The 20321-nt window shown below is 46.5% G+C and carries 16 protein-coding genes and 11 tRNA genes; 17 read left to right on the top strand and 10 right to left on the bottom strand.

The features are described from left to right. Window positions 1-71: 71 nt before the first annotated feature. Entirely contained in the window at window positions 72-227 is a 156-nt protein-coding gene (locus KHN79_RS12950) for a hypothetical protein (RefSeq protein ID WP_211907251.1), read from the top strand. Further along, entirely contained in the window at window positions 224-2203 is a 1980-nt protein-coding gene (locus KHN79_RS12945) for a DUF5011 domain-containing protein (RefSeq protein WP_211907250.1), read from the top strand. Before KHN79_RS12950 ends, KHN79_RS12945 begins: the two co-directional genes overlap by 4 nt. An 88-nt stretch (window positions 2204-2291) precedes the next feature. Here the strand turns inward: KHN79_RS12945 and KHN79_RS12940 are convergent, their stop codons facing one another. From KHN79_RS12940 to KHN79_RS12920, 5 genes are all read right to left on the bottom strand, one after another. Next, complete coding sequence (locus KHN79_RS12940; RefSeq protein ID WP_182011367.1) at window positions 2292-3440, bottom strand: murein hydrolase activator EnvC; 1149 nt, start codon at window positions 3438-3440, stop codon at window positions 2292-2294. Window positions 3441-3469: 29 nt separating this feature from the next. After that, a complete protein-coding gene (gene cysE, locus KHN79_RS12935; RefSeq protein ID WP_182011368.1) occupies window positions 3470-4291 on the bottom strand; it encodes a serine O-acetyltransferase in 822 nt (273 codons plus the stop codon). A 72-nt stretch (window positions 4292-4363) separates the two neighbouring features. Then, a complete protein-coding gene (gene gpsA, locus KHN79_RS12930; RefSeq protein WP_182011369.1) occupies window positions 4364-5401 on the bottom strand; it encodes an NAD(P)H-dependent glycerol-3-phosphate dehydrogenase in 1038 nt (345 codons plus the stop codon). 465 nt (window positions 5402-5866) lie between these two features. Further along, window positions 5867-6337 (bottom strand): protein-export chaperone SecB, encoded by a 471-nt coding sequence (secB, locus tag KHN79_RS12925; protein WP_182011370.1) that lies wholly within the window; start codon window positions 6335-6337, stop codon window positions 5867-5869. Between the two features lie 201 nt (window positions 6338-6538). Beyond that, the gene (locus tag KHN79_RS12920) at window positions 6539-6976 is read right to left on the bottom strand and encodes a rhodanese-like domain-containing protein (RefSeq protein WP_182011371.1); all 438 of its coding nucleotides are present in this window, start codon (window positions 6974-6976) and stop codon (window positions 6539-6541) included. A 486-nt stretch (window positions 6977-7462) separates the two neighbouring features. Here KHN79_RS12920 and gpmM point away from each other — a divergent pair, with 486 nt between their 5' ends. Beyond that, on the top strand, window positions 7463-8995 hold the full coding sequence (gpmM, locus tag KHN79_RS12915) for a 2,3-bisphosphoglycerate-independent phosphoglycerate mutase (protein WP_182011372.1): 1533 nt from the start codon (window positions 7463-7465) through the stop codon (window positions 8993-8995). Between the two features lie 85 nt (window positions 8996-9080). On the opposite strand, the gene KHN79_RS12910 is transcribed toward gpmM, so the two are convergent. The 4 genes from KHN79_RS12910 to rsgA form a co-directional block, all read right to left on the bottom strand. Next, entirely contained in the window at window positions 9081-9968 is an 888-nt protein-coding gene (locus KHN79_RS12910; protein WP_182011373.1) for a DMT family transporter, read from the bottom strand. Window positions 9969-10231: 263 nt separating this feature from the next. Next, window positions 10232-11647 carry an SLC13 family permease gene (locus KHN79_RS12905; RefSeq protein ID WP_182011374.1) on the bottom strand — a complete coding sequence of 472 codons (1416 nt, stop codon included), beginning with the start codon at window positions 11645-11647 and terminating at the stop codon, window positions 10232-10234. Window positions 11648-11823: 176 nt separating this feature from the next. Beyond that, a complete protein-coding gene (asd, locus tag KHN79_RS12900; protein ID WP_182011375.1) occupies window positions 11824-12681 on the bottom strand; it encodes an archaetidylserine decarboxylase in 858 nt (285 codons plus the stop codon). Window positions 12682-12800: 119 nt separating this feature from the next. Then, window positions 12801-13865, bottom strand: coding sequence for a small ribosomal subunit biogenesis GTPase RsgA (rsgA, locus tag KHN79_RS12895; protein ID WP_182011376.1), 1065 nt, complete (start codon window positions 13863-13865; stop codon window positions 12801-12803). Window positions 13866-13994: 129 nt separating this feature from the next. On the opposite strand from rsgA, the gene orn reads away from it, so the two are divergent. The 12 genes from orn to KHN79_RS12835 all read left to right on the top strand — a co-directional run bounded on the left by orn (window position 13995) and on the right by KHN79_RS12835 (window position 16097). Beyond that, window positions 13995-14540 carry an oligoribonuclease gene (gene orn, locus KHN79_RS12890; protein WP_182011377.1) on the top strand — a complete coding sequence of 182 codons (546 nt, stop codon included), beginning with the start codon at window positions 13995-13997 and terminating at the stop codon, window positions 14538-14540. A 156-nt stretch (window positions 14541-14696) separates the two neighbouring features. Next, window positions 14697-14772, top strand: a tRNA-Gly gene (locus KHN79_RS12885). A 55-nt stretch (window positions 14773-14827) separates the two neighbouring features. Continuing rightward, a tRNA-Met gene (locus KHN79_RS12880) sits at window positions 14828-14904 on the top strand. Window positions 14905-14934: 30 nt separating this feature from the next. Continuing rightward, window positions 14935-15010, top strand: a tRNA-Gly gene (locus KHN79_RS12875). A 39-nt stretch (window positions 15011-15049) separates the two neighbouring features. Continuing rightward, a tRNA-Met gene (locus tag KHN79_RS12870) sits at window positions 15050-15126 on the top strand. A gap of 118 nt (window positions 15127-15244) precedes the next feature. After that, window positions 15245-15320 (top strand) — tRNA-Gly (locus KHN79_RS12865). A gap of 50 nt (window positions 15321-15370) precedes the next feature. Further along, a tRNA-Gly gene (locus KHN79_RS12860) sits at window positions 15371-15446 on the top strand. Between the two features lie 39 nt (window positions 15447-15485). Then, window positions 15486-15562, top strand: a tRNA-Met gene (locus KHN79_RS12855). Between the two features lie 30 nt (window positions 15563-15592). Continuing rightward, a tRNA-Gly gene (locus KHN79_RS12850) sits at window positions 15593-15668 on the top strand. A 55-nt stretch (window positions 15669-15723) separates the two neighbouring features. Beyond that, window positions 15724-15800 (top strand) — tRNA-Met (locus KHN79_RS12845). A 105-nt stretch (window positions 15801-15905) separates the two neighbouring features. Continuing rightward, window positions 15906-15981, top strand: a tRNA-Gly gene (locus KHN79_RS12840). Between the two features lie 39 nt (window positions 15982-16020). After that, window positions 16021-16097 (top strand) — tRNA-Met (locus KHN79_RS12835). Window positions 16098-16714: 617 nt separating this feature from the next. Here the strand turns inward: KHN79_RS12835 and queG are convergent. Then, entirely contained in the window at window positions 16715-17842 is a 1128-nt protein-coding gene (gene queG / locus KHN79_RS12830) for a tRNA epoxyqueuosine(34) reductase QueG (RefSeq protein ID WP_182011615.1), read from the bottom strand. 298 nt (window positions 17843-18140) lie between these two features. Between queG and tsaE the strand changes: the two genes are divergently transcribed. Then, window positions 18141-18605: a tRNA (adenosine(37)-N6)-threonylcarbamoyltransferase complex ATPase subunit type 1 TsaE gene (gene tsaE, locus KHN79_RS12825; RefSeq protein ID WP_182011616.1), complete on the top strand. Its 465-nt coding sequence runs from the start codon at window positions 18141-18143 to the stop codon at window positions 18603-18605. Further along, window positions 18599-20314 carry an N-acetylmuramoyl-L-alanine amidase gene (locus KHN79_RS12820; RefSeq protein WP_182011617.1) on the top strand — a complete coding sequence of 572 codons (1716 nt, stop codon included), beginning with the start codon at window positions 18599-18601 and terminating at the stop codon, window positions 20312-20314. The genes tsaE and KHN79_RS12820 overlap by 7 nt, the downstream gene beginning before the upstream one ends. Window positions 20315-20321 lie beyond the last annotated feature (7 nt).

Raw genomic sequence — 20321 nt, 5'->3', positions numbered from 1 at the left:
CTGACGTATTGAACTTCACAACATCAAGAGGTCTGGACAGGTCATGTTGGTCTATGTTCTAAGGATAAATAATGAAAAAAGTAAAAGGGATAACGGCAGGGGTGCCGTTATTGGGGGCTCTGTTGCTGGCTGGTTGTGGTGGCAGTGACGGCGGAAATGATTCATCTGCTTCGGCAGCAAAGATACAACAGCTCCGGTTATTACACTCGCTGGTCTTCAAGCTATGACCGTAGAAGCCGGTACGGCTTATAATGAGCTTAATGCATCTGCTCTGGATGACATCGACGGTAATGTCATTGTCACTACTTCTGGCGATGTTGACACTTCAACACTCGGCGTTTATACCGTCATCTATACTGCTACGGATGCCGCTGGTAACTCATCGACTGCGACGAGAGAAGTCACGGTGGTTGATACTACGGCTCCTGTAATCTCCCTTTCAGGTAGTCCGGCTATGTCGATTCTCGCGCGAGAAGCATTCACTGATCCTGGTGCAAGTGCCACGGACTCATTTGAAGGTGAACTGATTGTCACGACTTCGGGGAGCGTTTCAAACGATGCTGAAGGGACTTACACTTTGACATACAGTGCAGCTGACAGCTCCGGCAATACGTCTTCTGAAACTCGTACCGTGACCGTGAATCCGAGTATCTTATTATCTGTACAGGCGCAAGATTACTTTACCGGCGAACTCATTGAAAATACTTCGATTGAAGTCAACGCGATTAAAGGCGAGCAGGAGATGCTGGTAACCGGTACCACAGACAGTGAAGGTGCAATGTCTGTGATCGTAATGGATGAAGCTGAACGTATCGTGGTTAACGCAGATGCTGCCGATTACGGTGAACACAGTAAGTTGCTGTCTGCAACTGATCAAACCGTGAGTCTGTTCTTACAGCCAGTCAACGGCACGGTAATAATTTCTGATAATAATGCCATTGACCTGACGGTTTCAGATTTAGCTGTCGTTTCACTTGCTGACAATGCTCTGGTTGATGAGCAAGGCAACGCGCCTTCTGTTCCTGTTCTTGCGGAAATCACTATCATTGACCCGACCGTCGATCCGAATTTAATGCCGGGCAATTTTGAAACGCTTAGTACTGAATCCGGTGAAGTCGGGCTCATCGAGAGTTTTGGTGCAGTCAATGTTACCTTTGAAGATGAAGCAGGCAAAAGCTATAACCTCGCCGAAGGGCAAACCGCAACAGTGAGAATACCACTTGCATCCGGCTCGCTGTCAGCACCTGAGACAATCCCGCTTTACTACTTTGATGAGGCTACCGGATATTGGGTCGAAGAGGGCAGTGCCGCTTTGGTGACAGTTAACGGCGTGAGTTACTACGTAGGCACGGTTACTCACTTTACTACGTGGAATGCTGACCGACTTTACGAAACAGTACAAATTCATGGTTGTGTGGTCGACAGTGAAAGTAACCCGGTAGAGCTTGCGGAAGTTCGTACTCAGGGTATCAATTATTTAGGCACTGCGTGGCAAACGACAAACGAACAAGGTTTGTTCACTATCCCGGCGAAAATGAACTCAGGAGTGTTGCTTTCTGTAAAAACTAATGCAGGTTTAAGCCGTACTACCAGCATTTATACAACGGAGGAGGATACTACACTGGGGAACTGTATTACGTTAGAGCCGTCGGCGGCCGTGGTCAAGCTTACATGGGGTCAGCATCCCAGCGACCTCGATACCCAGTTCTTTGGCCCTAGCTCAGAATCCGGAGAAGAATCGTTTCTGGTTTACTTTGCCAATCAAACAGAAATCTTTGAGGGTACTGGCAGTGAGATCTGGCTCGACGTAGATGACACCAGCAGCTTTGGTCCGGAGATTACGACCATTACTTCATTCCCGTTCGCGGGGCGCTACAGCTATGCGGTGAAACATTTTTCGGGTATCAGCGACATTGCCGCTTCTCCTGCTCACGTAGAGTTAAATTACTCTGGTCAGCGCGCGGTATTCTTGCCACCGGCGGGTGATGCAACCGACTGTTGGGCTGTGTTTGACTTTGTGGTTGATGAAACTGGTAATGTGACAGTTGAAACTGTCGGAGAATGGAAAACGGACTCATACTGTAATGCTGACGAGTATGGTGTTGAAGCCCTTGCTCCACAACGAGCAGCGCCGCAGGTCGAAGTGAAACATTCGCTATTACAAGAGATGATAGAGCGTAAATATTATGCACCAGCCAACTAGCCTAGGCTGAGATCATTCCTGTTTTTAATTTGGAAGAAACGTTAACGGCTCTCTGTTGGGAGCCGTTATATTTTCATGGAGGTTGTGCTTACAGGCTCTTTAGCCACGACTTCGGGTTCTGGGCTTCACTGTTGCGACGAATTTCGAAGTAGAGCGACGCTCTGTCCTGACCTCCCGTATCACCTGCTAAAGCAATGACTTCCCCGGCCGTGACTTTATCACCTTCTTTCTTCGTCAGAGCCTGGTTGTATCCGTAAAGGGTCATATCGCCTTTACCGTGGTCGAGTAGTACGACTAAACCGTAGCCGCGCAAGTACTCAGCGAACACGACAGTTCCCGGGTAAACCGCTTTGACCGGCTGACCATACCGTGCTGCTAACACCATGCCTTTCCAGTTTACCTGACCGGTCTGGCGCGAGCCGAAGTTATGCAGAACACTGCCGCTAATCGGCCATGGAAGTTTTCCGCGCTGCTTTGTTAAACCGTCCATCGGGACAGCGTTACGTTTTGCAGCCTTGGCGATCTCAGCTTTTAAGCGGGTTTCATTACGCTGCAGCTCAGCCAGATAGCGTTTGTCATTGGTAATACTGCTCTGGATTTTATTCAGCGTCTGCTTACGTTTGGTTTGTGTACTTGCCAGTGCAGTGCGTTTCTCTGACTGTTGTCTGAGCAAGGTTTCAATCTGTTGTTTTTCCAGATCCAGCTGGTTTTTGTTGTGCTCCAGCTCCTGAGTGGTTTTGGTGATTGCGTCAATCACTTCTGCGCGGGCTTTTGCCAGATGCTGAAAGTACTGACTGATGCGGTCTTCTTCCACGCCTTGATTGAGCAGATGGCCGTTAGCCTTGGCGCGCTCGGTAACGTAATAGGTTTGCAGCAGTTGCTTGAGGTCTTGCTCTTGAGCCTGTCGCTGGCTCTCTTGCTGAGCTATTTTTTCTTCCAGATTATCAATATTTTTATCGGCTTGAGTGAGTTCGGCTTTGGTCTGCTTGATTTCACGTTCTATCGTGGAAATCCCCAACTCTTGATCTTTTAAGGATTTCTGCAGCTCGTTCAGCTGCTTTTCCTGCGAGCTGAGAGCCTTCTTCTGGCGATTGATTTCGCTGGATACACCTTTGAGTTCTTGCTGGCTGGCAGCAGAAGAGGTGAGGGGGAGCATGGCAGATAAAGCACAAGTTAGTAAAATAGCCGAGCGGAGCACTGGATGATTGTGTTTTCGCACTTGAGAGTTACCTGCCACATTATTGTTGTCAAAGATGGAAATGACGATTAAATACCATCTCCATGGATAAAACTTTGAGATTTGCCATTAAATCCCTGATCCATATCGAGTGATGGTTTTTCCGTTTTTGGACGGCCCACGATTTTCGCAGGTACACCCGCTACTGTCGTGTGCGGCGGAACCGCTTGTAACACCACAGAGCAAGAACCAATTTTAGCGCCTTCGCCGACTTCGATATTACCAAGAATTTTGGCACCCGCACCGATCATTACGCCTTCACGAATTTTCGGGTGACGATCACCGCACTCTTTACCTGTACCACCTAAGGTGACGTCCTGAAGGATCGATACATCGTTCTCTACTACGGCAGTTTCACCGATGACGATACCGGTAGCATGGTCAAGCATGATACCACTGCCAATGCGTGCTGCCGGGTGAATGTCTACCTGACACGCGACGGAGATCTGGTTTTGCAGATAGGTCGCCAGTGCATGACGGCCTTGCGACCACAACCAGTTTGCTACGCGGTAGCCTTGCAGTGCGTGGTAGCCTTTCAGGTACAACAGTGGCATTGAGTACATAGAAACCGCTGGGTCACGGTTAACCGTTGCACAAATATCACATGCTGCGCAGTCGGTAATGCTTGGGTCAGCAGCAAAGGCTTCCTCAATCACTTCCCGCACTGCCATGGCAGGCATGGATGCTGTGTCTAGTTTATTAGCCAGAATGTAACTCAGAGCCGAACACAAACTGTCATGCTTGATGATCGTTGCATGGTAAAAGCTGGCCAGCATCGGCTCCTGCTCTGACATTTCGCGTGCTTCTGAAACAATTCTGTCCCAGACTTTCTGTTTTTCGCAGTGTTTCATTCTCAAAATCCTGAGTGGTTCTTCTTCCGTGACCCGACAACTTATATTCTTCTCAGATGAGGTGTTAGAGTGCTATTTGCCTTCTGACTTCTTATCACGGGCAAGTAAATCTTGCGCTGCCAGGCGCGCGTCTTTTCCTTGATACAGCACTTGATAAATTTGGTCAACAATTGGCATTTCTACGCCCATACGCTGGGATAGCATCCAGACCTCTTTGGTATTGCGATAACCTTCTACAACCTGACCAATTTCTTCTTGTGCGGTATCGACATCTTTGCCCTGACCTAATGCCAGACCAAAACGGCGGTTACGTGACTGGTTATCGGTACAAGTGAGTACTAGGTCACCTAAACCAGCCATACCCATGAAGGTTTCTGGTTTCGCACCAAGCGCGGCACCTAAACGGCTCATTTCTGCCAGGCCACGGGTGATAAGCGCAGTACGGGCATTCGCGCCAAAACCAATACCATCAGACATGCCCGCGCCAATCGCGATTACGTTTTTCACAGCGCCACCTAGCTGCATGCCGATGAAATCGTCGTTTGCGTATACACGGAAGGTTTTACTGCAGTGGATTTTTTCTTGCAGATCCGCGACAAACTGTGCGTCTGGTGAGGCCACTGAAATTGCAGTTGGTAAGCCCATCGCAAGTTCTTTGGCAAAGGTCGGCCCTGACAGTACAGCCAGTGAGTAATTCTCACCGATGATGTCGAAGGCTACCTCTTTAAGCAGACGGCCAGTTTCTGGTTCCAGACCTTTGGTCGCCCAACAGATACGAGTATCATCGCGCAGGAAAGGCTTGCAGCTTTTTAATACGATGCCAAATACGTGACTAGGGACTACTACCAATAAGTCACGGCTTGCCTGAACTGCTTTTTCTAAATCGGATTCAATAATCAGACTTTCAGGAAAATCGATGCCAGGCAAAAATTCGTGGTTGGCACGATCCGCTTCCAGGCGCGCCATGTGCTCTGGTTCGTGACCCCAAAGGATGACGTTGGCACCGTTACGCGCCAGAGAAATTGCCAGCGAGGTACCGTAAGAACCTGCGCCGATTACCGTCATTGCGATATCTTTGCCGTAAGCACTATTTGTTTTTGTTTGTGTCATGCTGCCGCCTAATAGTCTTTCTACTAGTAGAATCTAGTTCATAATCGCCAGATTTTACGCTGTCTAGAGGCTAGGAACTAGGGTCTGTTAACCTTTCGAGGTTAAATTTTGTTCGAGATAAAAGCGTTTTAATCGCGGCGAGAGGGTTGTAGCCTAGTCATTCTAAGCAAAACACCTCTCAACAAAGAGTAAAACGCTTTTAGCCGAACCCTTCGGGCAGCGTTTGTGGTTCCTTTTTACTGCGTTATCGGCTTATCAGGTAGGTCAACTACATTTCAAAGCCTCTGCCTTGTATAAAGAACCCACAAACTGCTGCGAAAATCAGCTCGAAAGGTCAACAGACCCTAAGAACTAATCAGAAATAAAAAATGCACATTGCATCACTAAGAGGATGCTTTGTGCATTTTCTTGGGTAGGTGACGCATTAAGCTGTGTTGAACATATTACGTCACTTACAAATGTGAATTACGCTTCAGCTTCGCCTTCACCTTGTTGAGCTTGCTGTTGCAGGTAGTTCATGAATAGCGCGTCAAAGTTAACTGGCGCTAGGTTCAGTTGCGGGAACGTACCTTTCACTACTAGGCTTGAGATAGTTTCGCGAGCGTATGGGAATAGGATGTTAGGACAGAATGCGCCCAGGCAATGCGCTAGCTGACCAGCTTCCATTTTTTCAGCTGTGAAGATACCACCTTGCTGAACTTCACATAGGAACGCATTCTCTTCTTCGTTCTTAACAGTAACTGTCAGACGCAGAACAACTTCGTAAACGCCTTCACCCAGCTCACGGCTTTGAGTGTCTAGGTCTAGTTTAACGTCTGGGTTCCATTCTTTTTGGAACACTACTGGAGAGTTTGGAGCTTCGAAAGATACGTCTTTCAGAAAGATACGTTGAATTGCGAAGTTTTGTTGTGCGTCTTGTGGTGTAGCTTCAGCCATTTTTAAATCCTTAAATAAATATTTATTGGGTTTAGAACGCCTAAACCCAGAAAACTGGTTTGTCCTGAGACTAACTGAGCAAGTCTACCTTGACTAGATGAAGCGTGTATTACGTGCAAAGCGTCACAACTTAAGACTTCAACTGCTTTCTATTTGCTCAGTTTATAATCCACGAGGCTCTAATTGCGATGAAGGTGAACCTTATTTTTTGTTACCACGTACCAAAGGAAGGTTCGCTTCGTTCCATGCAATCAAACCGCTCTTCAGTAGGCTTACATTGGTAAAGCCTGCTTTTGCCAGTAGGTTTGCGCTCTCCTGAGCGGTTTGGCCCGTCTTGCATACTATGATGATTGGGTCGGATTTATGGTTTTCAAGGCTACCGAAGCTACCCGCTTTGATGTCTGACGGCAAAATGTGAAGTGAGTCGGTGATATGACCTTTTTTGTATTCATCCTTGGTACGGATATCCACCACAACACCGTTTTCGCGGTTAATCAGGTGTGTCAGCTGGTTTACGTTGATTTCTTTATACGCAGCCGTTGCTGACTTCACGATATTCATGATTAATGCGATAAGAAGACCTACCCAAACCAAAGATAGAATCATGTTCTGTTGGAAAAATTGAATGTACTCTTGCATGTCTTGAGCTCTTGCACTGTTGGCGGAAAAATAAAGCAGAAGTATAGCGAGGTTAGGTCTCTTAGGCGAGAGGGTTAAAATTTTCTAACGAATAATTGAGATCTCAGCGCTTGCCTTGGGCTGCGTCCACACTTGTTGTTCTCGACAATTTATTATCACTGACTCCTATCAGTCTAATCGGTGTAATCGACTTTTCTTCCGCTCGTAAAAGCGCACAATGAACACGAATTGAAAGTTTTTCACCAAAGTAATTCGGCGGTCGTACAAAGCGTCTTGAAAGTGACTATGCTTGTTGAATAGGTTTGCTGACAAAGTTACGTTGCTCGCTAAACTGTAAGATAGCAACAATAAATCGCAAACATTATTTGATCTTAACCTACAGTTTTGGTTAAAAAGTGTAGTAAAATTACGCTAGTTTTGTTTCAAGGTTAGATGGGGCAGCTAAGTCCTACGCCAAAAGTTACTAAATTTGATGAGGTCATCACTATGTCAGCTAAGAAGCCATTGGCTCTAGTTATCCTTGACGGTTACGGTTACCGTGAAGACACAGCAAGTAACGCAATTGCAAATGCGAAAACTCCAGTAATGGATGCACTGATTGCGAACAACCCAAACACTCTAATCTCTGCATCAGGTATGGATGTTGGCCTTCCTGACGGTCAAATGGGTAACTCAGAAGTTGGTCACACTAACATTGGCGCAGGTCGCGTTGTATACCAGGATCTAACTCGTATCACTAAGTCTATCGCTGACGGCGAGTTTGCACAGACGCCAGCTCTGGTTGAAGCTATCGACGCTGCTGTGAAAGCAGAAAAAGCGGTACACATCATGGGGCTGATGTCTCCGGGTGGCGTACACTCTCACGAAGACCATATTTACGCGGCAGTTGAAATGGCGGCAGCACGTGGCGCTGAAAAAATCTACCTGCACTGCTTCCTGGACGGTCGTGATACGCCGCCACGCAGCGCACAAAATTCTTTGCAACGTTTCCAGGACCTGTTTGCGAAACTAGGTAAAGGCCGTGTTGCTTCTCTGGTTGGTCGTTACTACGCAATGGACCGTGACAACAACTGGGAACGTGTTCAGGTAGCTTACGATCTTCTAACTCAGGCGAAAGCAGAGTTCACTGCAGAAACGGCAGTAGCTGGTCTTGAGGCGGCTTACGCTCGCGAAGAAAATGATGAGTTCGTAAAAGCGACTGCAATTAAGGCAGAAGGCCAAGAAGACGCAGTTATGCAAGATGGCGATGCGGTTATCTTCATGAACTACCGCGCTGACCGTGCTCGTCAAATTACTCGTGCATTCGTTCCTGGATTTGACGGCTTCGAGCGCGCTGCATTCCCGGCAATCAACTTTGTAATGCTGACTCAATACGCGGCAGATATCCCTCTGGCGACAGCATTCCCACCTGCATCTCTGGAAAATACTTACGGTGAGTGGTTATCTAAGCAAGGTCAAACTCAGCTACGTATCTCTGAAACAGAGAAATACGCACACGTAACGTTCTTCTTCAACGGTGGTGTTGAGAACGAATTCGAAGGCGAAGAACGTCAGCTAGTTGCTTCTCCAAAAGTAGCGACTTACGACCTTCAACCAGAAATGAGTTCTCCAGAGCTAACTGAGAAGCTAGTTGCGGCTATCAAATCTGGCAAGTACGACACTATCATCTGTAACTACCCGAACGCAGATATGGTTGGTCACACTGGTGTTTACGAAGCGGCAGAAAAAGCTATCGAAGCACTAGATGAAAGCGTTGGTAAAGTGGTTGAAGCGATCAAAGAAGTTGGTGGCCAACTACTTATTACTGCTGACCACGGTAACGCAGAGATGATGGTTGACCCTGAAACTGGCGGTACTCACACTGCGCACACTAACCTGCCAGTACCACTAATCTACGTGGGTGACAAAGCGGTTGAGTTTAAACAAGGCGGTAAACTGTCTGACCTTGCGCCAACCATGCTTTCTCTGTCTGGCTTAGAAATTCCTGCAGAAATGTCTGGTGACATTCTGGTTAAGTAATTAATTAGAGAATGGAATATGAAAGCCCGAGTGAATCTCGGGCTTTTTTGTATTTCGCTTAAGTTGCTAGGTCTTGCTGGTGGCACTACTGTACCAGAATACCTGCTCCTATCACCGCTAAGGCTGCTCCTAACCAAGCAAATCGGTTTGGGCGGCGCTTGGTGTATATCCATAGCAGTGGCAGCAGCATGATAGGTGTTGTTGACGATAGTAGCGCGACCATGCCGACATTCCCTTCACGTAGTGCATAAAGAATCAGTGTCATCCCAATGGCCATCGCCAGAAAGCCGTTCAACGCGGTAATACCAAAGACTCGCCAGGTGATACGCTGTGTCGGTCTGGCGACTTTGACTCCGATGACAAGCAATAAGCAATGTGCAATGAACGCACTGATCATACGAATCGCCGACGCTGCAACAGGGTCAACACTGGTCTGCATCACTGGCTTGGCAATGATACCGCCGAGTGCCTGACACATCGCTGCTGTGAGTCCCAGGCCAATACCAATCCAGATATTGCCTTTTACCTCTTCGAGAACGTTGTTGGTTTGCCCTCGTCGCCCAAAGAAAATCGCCATCACCACGCCACTAAATACCAGTGCGGATCCAAGCAGTTCCATGGTAGTCATGCTTTCGCTGAACAAAAAGAAGCCTAATATGGTTGAGAATACTGCATGGCAGGAGAACAGGAGTCCTGCTTGTCTTGGCCCCATACGGTTCATACACGCGAACAGGGCTGTATCGCCAATAAAAATACCAATTAAGCCAGATGCCATCATCGGAGTAACATGCTCGACAGAAACACTCAGCCATCCGCCAGTTACCCATGCCATGGTAGTCAGGATTACTGCTGTGCACCCCATTCGCCAACGACTATAAGAAAATGCGCCCAGGTGTTGCGCTGGAATGACGGAGATTAGGCTGGAGATAGCCCACAAAAAAGCAGCACAGAGTGCTAGCCATTCATAACCCATGATTGAGTGAGATCCTGTTGGTTCGGGAAGAGGGCACTAATATGCATGAAATGTTATTGATGTAAAAGAACAAGTTATTGTTAAGAAAAAGTATCCCAGTTTATCTCGTCATTCTGAACAGCGAGGCACGAGCGTGATTCAGAATCTACTCTCGGAGCGCTATGTTGCCAAGGCAATGCCTGACTTTCAAAGCGCTGTTAATAGATTCCTAGTCTCGCTAAAGCTCGCTGGAATGACCCGGTAATGGTTCTAAAACGCAACAATTAAAACAGAATAAGAACAGCTCCATATACAATCAACAAACCGACAACGCCGAGGACAAGACCGACTTTTGCCATGTCTTTACTTTCAATTAATCCTGTCGAATAAGCCAGCGAGTTTGGCGGAGTTGAGACAGGCAAGATCATGCCCAGTGAAGCGGAGAAGGCGACTACAACCAGTAAGCCTTGAAGCCCTCCGATAGAGGCAAGGCTCGGCATTGACACGCCTATAGCCGCAGCGATAGGCATCAACAAGTTAGCCGTTGCGGTATTGGACATAAAGTTTGCCATCAGCCAACAGACTAAGGAGAGTGCGACCACAACCGCAAATGGAGAAAGGGCTTCGTAGTCAATAGCATGAGCAAGTGCCTCAGCCAAGCCGGTTTTATCCAGAGCGATACCTATTGCAATACCACCCGCAACCAGCCACAAAACGTCCCAGTTAATCAGTTTCAGTTCTTCCTTGCCCATGATGCCAGTTAAAGTAAAGACGGCCAGAGGAATAATCGCAACAACATAGGTGTTCATCCCGTGAGCCTTAGTCGTCATCCACAATAAAATTGTCAGAGCAAACGTCACATAGACCACATAAGCGCGCCAGCTTCTCTTAAACGTACCGTCTAGTTTGAGCTTCATTTCTGCTTCACTGGAAGGGAAGAGCTTCTGCAGTAAAAACCAGGCAATGGTGAGCTGAACTAGCACAAAGGGTAAGCCCATCATCATCCAGCTCAGAAAGTCGATGCTGTTTTCTCCGGTCAGATATTGCAACGCAATGGCATTGGGCGGAGTACCGATAGGTGTTGCTATCCCACCAGTATTAGCAGCAATAGGAATACACAGCACCAGCGCTTTAATGCCTAAATCGCCTTTCGGTGCGGACGCAACAATTGGACCGAGCAGAGCCAGCATCATGACCGTTGTCGCAGTATTGGACATAAACATGGAGAATACAGCAGTGATCAGCATCAGACCGAGCATGATGAACTTAGGTTGTGTACCAAACGGTTTGAGAAGCACTCGGGCTAAGTTGTTGTCGAGTTCATACTTGGAAGCGGCTATCGCCAGCGCAAATCCCCCCATGAACAGAATGATGATTGGAGATGAAAAGGCGGAAAAAATATCGGTGTAGGCGATTAAGTCACCGAGGTCATGACCCGCTGGAGGACTGCGGAATAGATGTAAGCCTTTATCGGATATCATGATCAGCTCTAGAGCGATGATCAGAATCGAGGTAGCGAAAACGGGTACAGGCTCCAGCACCCAAAGCAATGCAGCAAGGAGAAAGATAGCCAGCAGACGATGTTGAATTAAAGTGAGATCGTCAATAGGAATAGCGTCGATCGGCATCATCAGGACACCGAGAGGAATCAAAATACACACCAGCAGTTTGGCCAGTGTGTTTGCACTTATCTTTGGCATTGGCTGCCCCTTTAAATCATCGTCTATCAGCACAGATTAATGGATCGTGCTTTTATGTACTTAGAGGCAGGTATGAGTTTGTAAAAGAGGGGCCGGATTTCGCACAGAGTTTTGTTTTTCGTCAATAAAAAACCTCCGCATGCGGAGGTTCTTGTAATTTAAACTTATTTGATGGTTTACTGCTTGTGAGCGTAAGGAGTACCCATCACAGTTGGCTTACCATTATCCATACTTTCATCGAATGTGATTGCATCTTTCGCGAAAAGGTTGATAACAGTCGAGCCTAGCTTAAAGCGACCCATCTCTTCGCCTTTCTTCAGGATAACCGCCTTATTGCCTTCAGCAGGGTAGTCCCATTTGTAGACTGTGTTACCGCGTGGCGGAGTAATCGTGCCCGCCCAGACTTGCTCGATGCTGCCTACAATCGTTGCACCAACCAGTACTTGTGCCATTGGACCAAACTCGGTATCGAAGATACATACTACACGTTCGTTACGCGCAAATAGGTTTGGTACGTTTTCTGCTGTTAACGGGTTTACTGAGAACAGATCGCCCGGAACGTAAATCATCTGACGTAGTGTACCGTCACATGGCATATGTACACGGTGGTAATCTCGCGGTGACAGGTATAGTGTTGCAAATGACCCGTCCTGGAACTCTTCTGCCAGCTTTGCGTCACCGCCGAGCAGTTCTTGTGCTGAGAAGTTATGACCTTTTGCCTGAATCAATTGGCCGTCTTCTATCGGACCGAACTGACTGACACACGCATCTGCAGGGTGAGTGATCACGCCTTCGTCTTCAGTAATCGAACGCGCGCCTTCTTTTAGCTCACGAACAAAAAACTCGTTGAATGTTTTAAAGTGCTTAGGATCAGAGTGCTTAGCCTCGTCCATGTTCACATTGTACTGTTTGATAAACCAGCGAATAACTGCTGTGGTCAGACTGCCAGCTTCTGATGAAGCCAGTTTACCCATCAGGCGAGTTAAACCATGTTGTGGGATCCAGTACTGCAGTCCAACTTTAATCTTGTCCATCTTTAATTCCGATACTTCTATTATTAGATTCGCGCTTTAGGGCGCGTGATGTTACTGAAATTTGATTTGCTTGTCAGTATACAGTGAAGAATTATTACACAGTTGCGGTAACTGTCCGGTTACAGGTCCGCCTTCTTATTGCGTGAATATTGACGATTTGCCTTATTCTCCACCATGCTTTCGAGAATGCGATGGTAATTTTCAAATCGAACTTCACTGACCTCACCTTTCTCTACTGCTTCGCGTAAAATACAGCCCGGATCATCATTGTGTTTACAGTCTCGGAATTTACAGCCGCCAAGATATGGGCGGAATTCAACGAACGCTTTCGTTACTTCTTCGGCTTCTAAGTGCCACAGGCCAAACTCACGAACCCCCGGAGAATCAATCAAATCACCACCGGTTGGAATGTGATACAAGCGTGCTGCGGTGGTGGTGTGCTGTCCTAAACCAGAGTTCTCGGAAATTTCACCTTCTTCAACTTCTTGTTCTAATTCAGGCATCAGTGCATTAACTAAGCTGGATTTGCCCACGCCAGACTGGCCGACAAAGACGTTGATACCACCATGCAGCTTCTCTTCTAGCGCCTTAATGCCTTCGCCGGATTTTTTACTGACAAACAGAACTTGATAGCCGATACGTTGGTACTCTTTAAGCCACTCTTCATAAGTCGCTCGATCGCCGGCTTCTAGCAGGTCGACTTTGTTAAGAACCAGTAATGGCGCGATGTTAAGCGTTTCTGCTGCAACCAGGTAACGATCGATGATATTAAGTGACAGTTCAGGCAGGACCGATGATACGATCACCATCTGATCAATGTTTGCAGCAACAGGTTTAAGACCATCGTAGTAATCAGGGCGCGTCAGTACTGATGTTCGGGGCTCAACCGCCTCCACCACACCAGATATTCCTGCCATTGACTCAAGACCCTCACGCCATAGTACGCGATCACCAGAGACGAGTGATTCTATACCACGACGAAGATTACAGCGCTGAACCTCGCCGGTTTCCAGATCTTCGATGTCAGCATGCTGGCCAAAACGAGTAATCACTAAACCCTGCTTACTGGCGCCAAGCATGTTTTCATCCCACTGGATGGAGTCTTCTTGCTTTTTAAGACGTTTTTGTTGGTTACTACGAACGCGTCGTACCTGACCTTTGGTTAACTTTTTCTTTTTTGTCACAATTCTGTACTTAATGTGAATTAACTCAAACGATTGAGCTTGTTTTTGGCTCAGTCTAGTGAGTATCGTGTTTCAACGGTTTTAAGGTATAGTACCTCTTTTAGCGATAAACAAATAGGCGGCGTAACCATGTCCTTTAGCGATCAAAACCTGATTTGGGTGGATTTAGAGATGACGGGGCTCGATCCTGAAACGCACAAAATCATCGAAATTGCTTCTATCGTCACTGACAGTGAGCTGAATATATTGGCGGAAGGGCCTGTGCTTGCTGTTCATCAACCGGAAGACGAGTTGGCGAAAATGGACGATTGGTGTACCAATACGCATACAGCAAGTGGTCTGGTTGAGCGTGTGCGCAACAGCAAAGTTTCTGAGCAAGATGCGATTGAGCAAACTATCGCTTTTCTTGAAAAGTGGGTGCCGAAAGGGGTTTCGCCGATTTGTGGTAACAGCATCGGTCAGGATCGTCGGTTCTTATACAAACATATGCCTGAGCTGGAAGAATATTTCCATTACCGTTATGTGGATGTAAGCACACTGAAAGAGCTAACGCGTCGTTGGAAGCCAGAAGTACTGGATGGTTTTTCAAAACAGGGTACGCATTTGGCATTGGATGATATTCGTGAATCCATTGCTGAGTTAAAGTACTATCGCGAGACGATCTTCAAGATCTAACGATTACGGCTGCGATCTAAATCCTGTCATTGATAACTGTTTTGCTTGCTTTTTCATCGTTTAGAGAAAATTTGAAGTTTTTTTTGAAGGAAGGACTTGCATCACAAAAAAATGCTCTTATAATTCGCAGCCCTGAACAGCGGAAACGTTGTTGATGCGACACTAGCTCAGTTGGTAGAGCGCAACCTTGCCAAGGTTGAGGTCACGAGTTCGAACCTCGTGTGTCGCTCCACTTTCTTTTAAATAGAAAGTGATAGCTCTCATTGTGCTTAACAATGAAATACGGACGCGGGGTGGAGCAGCTTGGTAGCTCGTCGGGCTCATAACCCGAAGGTCGTCGGTTCAAATCCGGCCCCCGCAACCAAATTTAATCAATAGCTCTTGCTGTTGATATGCGACACTAGCTCAGTTGGTAGAGCGCAACCTTGCCAAGGTTGAGGTCACGAGTTCGAACCTCGTGTGTCGCTCCAGTTTGATAGCTCTCATTGTGCTTAACAATGAAATACGGACGCGGGATGGAGCAGCTTGGTAGCTCGTCGGGCTCATAACCCGAAGGTCGTCGGTTCAAATCCGGCTCCCGCAACCAAATTCAAGATAGTTTGATTGTTATTTATCATAACCCTCATGCCGTCGACGGATGCGCCGCCCGGATCAAATCCCGGCTCCCGCAACCAAATTTATTCAATAGCACTTGCTGTTGATATGCGACACTAGCTCAGTTGGTAGAGCGCAACCTTGCCAAGGTTGAGGTCACGAGTTCGAACCTCGTGTGTCGCTCCACTTTCTTTTAAATAGAAAGTGATAGCTCTCATTGTGCTTAACAGTGACATGCGACACTAGCTCAGTTGGTAGAGCGCAACCTTGCCAAGGTTGAGGTCACGAGTTCGAACCTCGTGTGTCGCTCCAGTTTGATAGCTCTCATTGTGCTTAACAATGAAATACGGACGCGGGATGGAGCAGCTTGGTAGCTCGTCGGGCTCATAACCCGAAGGTCGTCGGTTCAAATCCGGCTCCCGCAACCAAATTTAATCAATAGCTCTTGCTGTTGATATGCGACACTAGCTCAGTTGGTAGAGCGCAACCTTGCCAAGGTTGAGGTCACGAGTTCGAACCTCGTGTGTCGCTCCACTTTCTTTTAAATAGAAAGTGATAGCTCTCATTGTGCTTAACAATGAAATACGGACGCGGGGTGGAGCAGCTTGGTAGCTCGTCGGGCTCATAACCCGAAGGTCGTCGGTTCAAATCCGGCCCCCGCAACCAAATTCAAGATAGTTTGATTGTTATTTATCATAACCCTCAAGCCGTCGACGGATGCGCCGCCCGGATCAAATCCCGGCCCCGCAACCAATTCTCTTATGAGAATATGCGACACTAGCTCAGTTGGTAGAGCGCAACCTTGCCAAGGTTGAGGTCACGAGTTCGAACCTCGTGTGTCGCTCCAATTTGATAGCCCTCATTGTGCTTAACAATGAAATACGGACGCGGGATGGAGCAGCTTGGTAGCTCGTCGGGCTCATAACCCGAAGGTCGTCGGTTCAAATCCGGCTCCCGCAACCAATTTCAAGATAGTTTGATTGTTATTTATCATAACCCTCAGGCTGTCGACGGATGCGCCGCCCGGAACAAATCTCGGCTCCCGCAACCAATTCCACATCGCTCTTTTCATTATTGCTGTGAAGCATGAATCCCCTAAAACTAAAGTTTAATCCGCATTATATGATGTCGGACTATTTCGTTTGTGTAAAAAACACGATTTGAATCGGAAGACACTAGAATATTCTGGTTTGCGGAGTGTTTTGCTATGTTTCATTAACAGAGTTATCCACATACGACGTTCTGTGGATAAGTTAGTTGATAAAGTGTTTTTAGCTTGACAATTTTTGTTAGTAAACGAAGATCTTTTCACTTGGAAATATTAGAAATAGTGCTCTAATTTTATTTAAGTTGCTGTTTTTAAAAGGTTTGGTGTGGGTTTTTCTGGATCGAGTACGTTAAAATACGATCATTAGGTTGTTTTTTTTTTGATCCTAGTCATTTACTACGATTGTGTTTAACTTTTTTCTCAGCCACACTTTTTACTAAATCTCAAAATTTTTTCCACATTACAAAATTGAGAACGAAGTCATGGATTGTGCGCGTAAAAGTATTCTCACTTTTTTGTGTATAGACTACGACTAAGCATCTCTTGGTAGACCTTTCTCGATAATTCTGATTAGCCTGTTTTTCTTGATTTCAATTGATTCAATATCTTCGCCCGGAAGTTGACTTAGGTGCTGAGTTAATGCCCAATTGATATGCTGATCGAGTAAGTCACTTTCCCCCTGACGAGATGTTAATGCATCTATGATTCGCTGACTGTATTCAGCGTTGCCAAGTGCCACTGCAATATTACGTAGCCATTGTAAGTGACCAATGCGACGAATTGCTGAGCCTTCCATGTTCTTCAAAAAGGTTGCTTCATCCCAATAAAACATATCGACTAAATCTGGGTGTTGAAAACTATCGCGGCGGTGGAAATCCTCTTGTTCGGTGATCTCTGCATACCGGTTCCATGGGCATACGAGCTGGCAGTCATCACAGCCGTAAATACGATTGCCCATAGCGCTACGGAATTCTTCTGGAATTACACCATCAAACTCAATCGTCAGATAAGAGATGCAACGCCGAGCGTCCACGACCTTATCTTCGACTATCGCTTGAGTTGGACAAGATGTGATGCACGCTTTGCATTTTTCACATTGGTCGATACTAGGCTGATCGACGGGTAACGGTATATCTACCAGTAACTCTCCTAGGAAGAACCACGACCCACACTCTTTATCTAAAATTAGTGAGTGTTTTCCCGTCCACCCCAGTCCGGCTTTTTGTGCCAAAGGCCGTTCTAAAATAGGTGCAGAGTCGACAAAAGGTCGGTAGCCAAACTGGCCGACTTCTTCTTCGATTAATCTACCAAGTTTATTGAGCTGTTTTCTCACTAGCTTGTGATAATCACGTCCTAGCGCATAACGACTAATATAAGCGTGATTTTTATTCGCGAGATTAGAAGCGAATTGCGCTTCAGGTGGGAGGTAATCCATACGAGCACTAATCACACGTACCGTATTTGGTAGTAATTCATGTGGTCTCGCGCGCATCATTCCGTGACGAGCCATCCAGTCCATGGAGCCGTGATAACCTGCGTCCAGCCATTTTTCCAGCATGGCTTCATGTTCGCTAAGATTAACATCGCAGATCCCTACTTTCTGAAAGCCGAGCTCTTTTCCCCAAAGTTTGATTTGTTGTGCGAGTTGTTCGTAGTTCATGTGTACCACCGAAAAAAAGGGGAGCGGATCTTAACGGATCTATGACATTGGTGCTACCACAAACTGGAGATCGAATGTGTTTTCTCGTGGAACCTTTAGTAATCCGCTGCATTCTTAAAAGTGTGGGTTAAACTCTTAATTGCTTGAAACAGATGTGCGTGACAATAAGATACCGTTATCCGGTTACTTTTTTCGTATATATGACATTTGAAAGCTTGTCTCCCAAAACCAACACAGTTTACTATTCTTGTCCTTTTGATTTTTATATAGTCAATGATCATTAGTTAGAGAAGTATCAATGAGCACGAAACATTTTAATTTGAAAGATGAGCACGAAACGGTCGCGTTAGGTACCGCGTTGGCTCAACTTTGTTCTCAACAAACGACCATTTACCTGCATGGCGATTTAGGTGCAGGTAAAACAACCTTCAGTCGTGGTTTTGTCCGTGCTCTTGGGCACCAGGGAAACGTTAAAAGTCCTACCTATACCTTGGTTGAACCTTATCAATTAGACAAATGGCAAGTTTATCACTTCGATCTTTATCGTCTTGCAGACCCTGAAGAACTTGAGTTCATGGGCATTCGAGATTATTTCACTGATGATGCAATTTGTCTGGTTGAGTGGCCTGAAAAAGGGCATGGCTTGCTACCAAAGCCCGATCTTGATGTAAACATTCGCTATCAGGGTGAAGCGCGTATTGCCGAACTTATCGCGAATAATGATTATGGTGTGCAGTTACTCAGTAAACTGGAGTTATGTTGAGTTTTTTAAAATTTAGAGTAGTGGCGGCATTTGTCGCCACTTTTCTCCTTATTATTCCCAATTTAGCGTTGGCTAACGTTGTTAAAAGTTTCCGGGTTTGGCCTTCACCTGATGAGACTCGCGTTGTCATCGACTTGGGCTCGGAAGCTGACTACTCCTATTTCTCTTTGTCTGGACCGGATCGTTTGGTTGTGGATTTGAAAAACACCACCATGCAAGCTAAATTGCCGGTTTCTGTTTCGGACAGCCCGGTACTAAAACTGGTTCGAAAAAGCTCGCCACCAGAGAAAGGCACCTACCGTTTAGTATTTGAGTTGAAAAAAAGCGTTCGTGCCGATCTGTTCAAATTAAGCCCGACACCTGGCGGGCAATATGGCCATCGATTGGTCATTGATCTGCCTCATAGTAAAAAATCCCCGGCAGCAGAATCAAAACCAGCTAACACGACGTCTTCCGGTAAAGACATGAGTTCCGTGAAACGTGCTCAAGAGGTGTTGATTGTTATTGACCCTGGGCATGGTGGAGAGGATCCTGGCTCGATTGGCCCTTCGCGTCGTAAGTATGAGAAAGATGCAGTACTGAGCATCTCCCACAAGATCGCAGCACAGCTTAATGCAACTCCGGGGATCAAAACTCGTCTGACACGCAGCGGGGATTACTTTGTTAACCTTAACCGACGGGTTGCATTCGCTCGTGAAAATGATGCTCACTTACTTATTTCGATTCACGCGGATGCGTTTACTTCACCAAAACCTCGTGGTGGCTCGGTTTTCGTATTGAATACACGTCGAGCGAATACTGAGATTGCTCGTTGGGTAGAAAATCATGAGAAACAGTCAGAGCTTTTAGGTGGTTCTGGCAACGCTTTTGTTACAAATACCAAAGATCGTAATGTTAACCAGACCTTGCTGGATCTTCAGTTCAGCCATTCACAGAAAGAAGGCTACAAATTAGCGACAGATATCCTGGGTGAAATGGGACGTGTTGCTCATTTACACAACAGCAAGCCGATCAATACCAGTCTGGCGGTATTGCGTTCACCTCAAATTCCGTCGGTACTAGTAGAAACAGGATTTATCTCTAACCCTACTGAAGAGAAGTTGTTATTCCAGCGTGCGCACCAAGACAAATTAGCCCAAGCGATATCAAGAGCGGTGGTTAAGTACCTGAAAGATAATCCACCAGAGGGAACAGTATTCTCGTCTTCAGTGAAGCCAATGGTGCATATTGTGAAGAGTGGTGAATCACTGTCGGTGATCGCAAACAAATACGGTACAAGCACTAAGACATTGATGGCTGAAAATAACTTGAAATCGACCGGTTTGGCCGTAGGGCAGAAACTACGAATTCCTACCGTCGGCAGCATTAAGGTACCGAGCCAGCCGATCACCGTTGAAACTGAAACCATTACTCACACAGTTAAATCAGGCGAGTTCTTAGGTAAGATAGCTAACCACTACAAAGTGAAGATCTCAGATATTCGCCGCGAAAATAATCTCAAATGGGACACGTTGTGGGTTGGTCAGAAACTCAAGATTACGGTTGCCGTTAAAGATAAGCCGATCCGAAAACACAAAGTCTCCCGAGGTGAGTTCCTTGGTAAGATTGCATCTAAGTACGGTGTAAGCGTAGAGAGTATTCGTCAGGCGAATAAGTTACGCTCAGATCAACTCGCCGTAGGGCAAGTGTTGATAATCCCAAATAAGTAAGTGAGCG

Source organism: Vibrio sp. B1FLJ16 (assembly GCF_905175385.1).
GTDB lineage: Bacteria > Pseudomonadota > Gammaproteobacteria > Enterobacterales > Vibrionaceae > Vibrio.
The sequence above is the reverse complement of the archived record's forward strand: the minus strand, read 5'-3'. Positions and strand labels throughout refer to the sequence as shown.

Excerpts from the sequence above, each read along its gene's own strand:
- cysE (WP_182011368.1), bottom strand. The coding sequence starts at position 4,291 with ATGAAACACTGCGAAAAACAGAAAGTCTGGGACAGAATTGTTTCAGAA.
- KHN79_RS12945 (WP_211907250.1), top strand. The coding sequence starts at position 224 with ATGACCGTAGAAGCCGGTACGGCTTATAATGAGCTTAATGCATCTGCT.
- KHN79_RS12820 (WP_182011617.1), top strand. The coding sequence starts at position 18,599 with ATGTTGAGTTTTTTAAAATTTAGAGTAGTGGCGGCATTTGTCGCCACT.
- secB (WP_182011370.1), bottom strand. The coding sequence starts at position 6,337 with ATGGCTGAAGCTACACCACAAGACGCACAACAAAACTTCGCAATTCAA.
- gpmM (WP_182011372.1), top strand. The coding sequence starts at position 7,463 with ATGTCAGCTAAGAAGCCATTGGCTCTAGTTATCCTTGACGGTTACGGT.
- asd (WP_182011375.1), bottom strand. The coding sequence starts at position 12,681 with ATGGACAAGATTAAAGTTGGACTGCAGTACTGGATCCCACAACATGGT.
- queG (WP_182011615.1), bottom strand. The coding sequence starts at position 17,842 with ATGAACTACGAACAACTCGCACAACAAATCAAACTTTGGGGAAAAGAG.
- KHN79_RS12920 (WP_182011371.1), bottom strand. The coding sequence starts at position 6,976 with ATGCAAGAGTACATTCAATTTTTCCAACAGAACATGATTCTATCTTTG.
- KHN79_RS12905 (WP_182011374.1), bottom strand. The coding sequence starts at position 11,647 with ATGCCAAAGATAAGTGCAAACACACTGGCCAAACTGCTGGTGTGTATT.
- orn (WP_182011377.1), top strand. The coding sequence starts at position 13,995 with ATGTCCTTTAGCGATCAAAACCTGATTTGGGTGGATTTAGAGATGACG.
- gpsA (WP_182011369.1), bottom strand. The coding sequence starts at position 5,401 with ATGACACAAACAAAAACAAATAGTGCTTACGGCAAAGATATCGCAATG.
- KHN79_RS12950 (WP_211907251.1), top strand. The coding sequence starts at position 72 with ATGAAAAAAGTAAAAGGGATAACGGCAGGGGTGCCGTTATTGGGGGCT.
- KHN79_RS12910 (WP_182011373.1), bottom strand. The coding sequence starts at position 9,968 with ATGGGTTATGAATGGCTAGCACTCTGTGCTGCTTTTTTGTGGGCTATC.
- tsaE (WP_182011616.1), top strand. The coding sequence starts at position 18,141 with ATGAGCACGAAACATTTTAATTTGAAAGATGAGCACGAAACGGTCGCG.